Genomic DNA, 3549 nt, shown 5'->3' with positions numbered 1-3549 from the left:
GATTTAATGAATTAATTAGTTGAAGCTTGCTTAAGTTCTTTTCGTGCTAGATCAAAGCGATCTGCATTCATCACTTTCACCCAAGCTTTGATAAAGTCATTGACAAACTTTCCTTTGTTATCATCTTGAGCATATACTTCTGCGATTGAGCGTAATTCGGAGTTAGAACCGAAGATTAGATCCGCACGAGTTGCTGTACGAACAACCTCACCTGTCTTACGGTCGCGACCATCATATACGTTACCGTCTACAGGCTTCCACTCTACTCCCATATCAAACAAGTTCACAAAGAAGTCATTTGAAAGTGTACCTACACGATCTGTGAATACGCCGTGTTGTGTTCCACCATAGTTTGTACCTAGAACTCGCATACCGCCAATAAGAACAGTCATTTCTGGTACTGTAAGGCCAAGTAATTGAGCTTTGTCGACAAGAAGCTCTTCTGCTGTAACGCTATATTCCTTCTTTTGATAGTTACGGAAGCCATCAGCAACTGGTTCAAGCACTTCAAAGTTTTCGACATCCGTTTGCTCTTGTGTTGCATCACCACGACCAGCCTCAAATGGAACTGTTACATCAAAACCAGCGTTTGCTGCTGCTCGCTCTACTGCCGCACTACCACCAAGTACGATTAAATCAGCGATGCTAACCTTTTTATCTAATTGGCTTTGGATGCCTTCTAATACTGTAAGAACTTTATTAAGTTGCTCTGGTTGATTCACTTCCCAGTCCTTTTGTGGAGCGAGACGGATACGTGCACCATTGGCACCACCACGGTTGTCTGAACCACGGAACGTACTAGCAGAAGCCCAAGCTGTCGTAACTAGCTCACTAATGGTTAGTCCTGAATCCAAAATCTTTGTTTTAAGTACTTCTACTTCTGCATCTGTTAATTCATAATCAACTGGAGGTACTGGGTCTTGCCAGATTAGGTCCTCCTCTGGCACCTCTGGACCTAGGTATCTTGCTTTAGGACCCATATCACGGTGAAGTAATTTAAACCATGCACGAGCAAAGGCATCGGCAAATTGATCTGGGTTCTTATGGAAACGGCGAGAAATTTTCTCGTATTCTGGGTCATGACGTAATGCTAAGTCAGTCGTAAACATGACAGTCGGGACTTTCTTGGATGGATCTGCTGCATCTGGAGCTAGATCTTTCTCATCAGGATCTACAGCTAGCCATTGATATGCGCCAGCAGGACTCTTCGTTAACCACCATTCATATCCGAACAATAAATCGAAGTATCCATTATCCCATTGTGTTGGGTTGGCAGTCCAAGCCCCTTCTAAACCACTTGTGATCGTGTCACCGCCTTTACCACTTCCATGAGTGCTTAACCATCCAAAGCCTTGAGCTTCAATTGGAGCAGCTTCTGGATCTGGCCCAACATGAGAAGGATCTCCTGCACCGTGTGCTTTACCAAACGTGTGTCCACCAGCAATAAGAGCGACGGTTTCTTCATCGTTCATTCCCATACGTCCAAACGTTTCACGAATGTCATGAGCACTTGCAATCGGGTCTGGCTTACCATCTGGACCTTCTGGATTTACGTAGATAAGACCCATTTGTACAGCAGCAAGTGGATTCTCAAGCTCTCGATCACCTGAATAACGTTTAGTTCCAAGCATTTCTGTTTCAGATCCCCAGTAGATGTCTTCTTCTGGATGCCAGATGTCAGCACGACCTGCGCCGAAGCCAAATGTTTTAAGTCCCATTGATTCAATGGCAACGTTTCCTGTTAGAACGAGCAAATCAGCCCAAGAGATTTTGTTTCCGTACTTTTGTTTAATTGGCCAAAGTAGGCGACGAGCTTTATCAAGATTGCCGTTGTCCTCCCAGCTATTAAGTGGAGCAAAACGTTGTGCGCCAGTTCCAGCACCACCACGACCGTCACCTTGACGATACGTACCTGCCGCATGCCAAGACATACGAATGAAGAATGGGCCGTAATGACCGTAGTCAGCAGGCCACCAATCTTGCGAATCTCTCATTAAATCATGAAGATCTTTCTTCAAAGCTTCGTAGTCTAGCTTTTGAAATTCTTCTGCATAATTGAATTCTTCTCCCATAGGGTTTGATTTCTTGTCATGCTGACGTAGAATATTTAAGTTTAGCTGGTTAGGCCACCAATCTTTATTTGTTGTTGGATGTGATGTGTGGCTAGTGACACTACCATGTAAGAATGGGCACTTTCCACCGCTTGAGTTATTTGTATGCATAGTAATTCCCTCCTAAGTAAAATGAATAATTAATGTCTGTACTCATGAATAAAACTATGAACAAAAAAGACAATAATTATTATTATGTAATTATTATAATAAACTATTTCTTAAAAAGAAAGAATAATAACTCGAAAATATATAAATTTTTTATTTTACCCGTTCAAAAAGTCTCGGTTTTCATTTGAAGCACACTATTCTTAGAGGTTCATAATGATAGTTAAGCTTGGTCAAATAACAGCTTATAAGAGTAGAAGAAAGGTGATTAGAATAAGGAGATAATTAAATGTTACTATAGTATATACACTGATCATCAAACGAAAATGACTAAATACTTAAATTTTTATTTAATTAGGTCATGGATGCTGTCTATTTTCATTCTAGTTGAGGATAAAAACTTTGAATGAGACGAATGTAGTAGAATAATGATTTCGTATCTTTGTCAATTAAGTGACCTTAATTGATAATTAGAGAACGATATGAATGATAGAAGGACCTACTGCTCACTTTTTAAAGGGTTTAAGGGGGAAGTAGGAGGCATCGGCTTCATCGTTACTCGTGCCACTTTTAGACAACAAGTAAGAAATGCACTGAAAAAGTTGAATTGGACTTTTCAGTGCATTTAGTTGTGCAGTTTATTATACTACTATGAATTTGTCACCGTTTCTTTGACATCTTTTGTATCACTTTTTACTTTTGATTGAATGGCTGCCAATTCGTCATCAACAATTTGTTTAATTTGTTTGCCAGCATCTTTCTCTTCAGTCATCATATGCCTTATCATACCTCGAATGTCATCGATCGTTACTTCCTCTTGTTTGTCCGTTTTGTTTAGGAGGTGCGTAGCTTCTTTGACGATTTTATCGGTTTGTTGTTTGACGGATTGTGATACATTTGATGAGCTTTCGTTAAGAATAGTCGTAAGCTCACTTAATTTTTCCTTAAGTTCATGTGCTACCTCTTCGGTTTTGCTCTTACCGTTCGATAATTGCTTACTAATGTCTTCACGTAGTTCATCACCAGACTTTGGAGCCGTTAGTAAAGCGGCTGTAGCTCCTACGACACCACCTACAACAGTACCTATTGCCACATTTTTTTGATTACTCATTATAACAACTCCTTCATTAGGTTATATAGTTCTATACCTTTTTTGAGCTAAGTGAAACCTTTTTCTGAGATTTTTATAGAGGTCATTCAAAAAGGGCTGTTTTAGAGGCCACTGAAAAAGTTTGGTTTTAACTTTTTTAGTGGCTTTGAAGTAATGTGCGTAGCCGTTGCCCGATTTTGAAAGCCTTGCAATGAGGAAGCCACTGAAAAAGTGAAAATC

At 40.1% G+C, this 3549-nt stretch carries 2 protein-coding genes; both read right to left on the bottom strand.

From position 1 onward, the window contains the following. Positions 1 to 11: 11 nt before the first annotated feature. Positions 12 to 2222 (bottom strand): catalase/peroxidase HPI, encoded by a 2211-nt coding sequence (gene katG / locus ACERJO_RS20820; RefSeq protein WP_373648761.1) that lies wholly within the window; start codon positions 2220 to 2222, stop codon positions 12 to 14. A gap of 646 nt (positions 2223 to 2868) precedes the next feature. Next, positions 2869 to 3330, bottom strand: a complete 462-nt coding sequence (locus tag ACERJO_RS20815; RefSeq protein ID WP_373648760.1) for a YtxH domain-containing protein — start codon at positions 3328 to 3330, stop codon at positions 2869 to 2871. Positions 3331 to 3549 lie beyond the last annotated feature (219 nt).

It is taken from the genome of Halalkalibacter sp. AB-rgal2 (assembly GCF_041821005.1).
Taxonomy (GTDB): Bacteria; Bacillota; Bacilli; order Bacillales; family Bacillaceae_D; genus Halalkalibacter.
Note: the sequence above shows the minus strand (reverse complement) of the source record. Positions and strands in the feature narration are given on the sequence as shown.

Coding starts and splice junctions, on each gene's coding strand:
- katG (WP_373648761.1), bottom strand. CDS start 2,222: ATGCATACAAATAACTCAAGCGGTGGAAAGTGCCCATTCTTACATGGT.
- ACERJO_RS20815 (WP_373648760.1), bottom strand. CDS start 3,330: ATGAGTAATCAAAAAAATGTGGCAATAGGTACTGTTGTAGGTGGTGTC.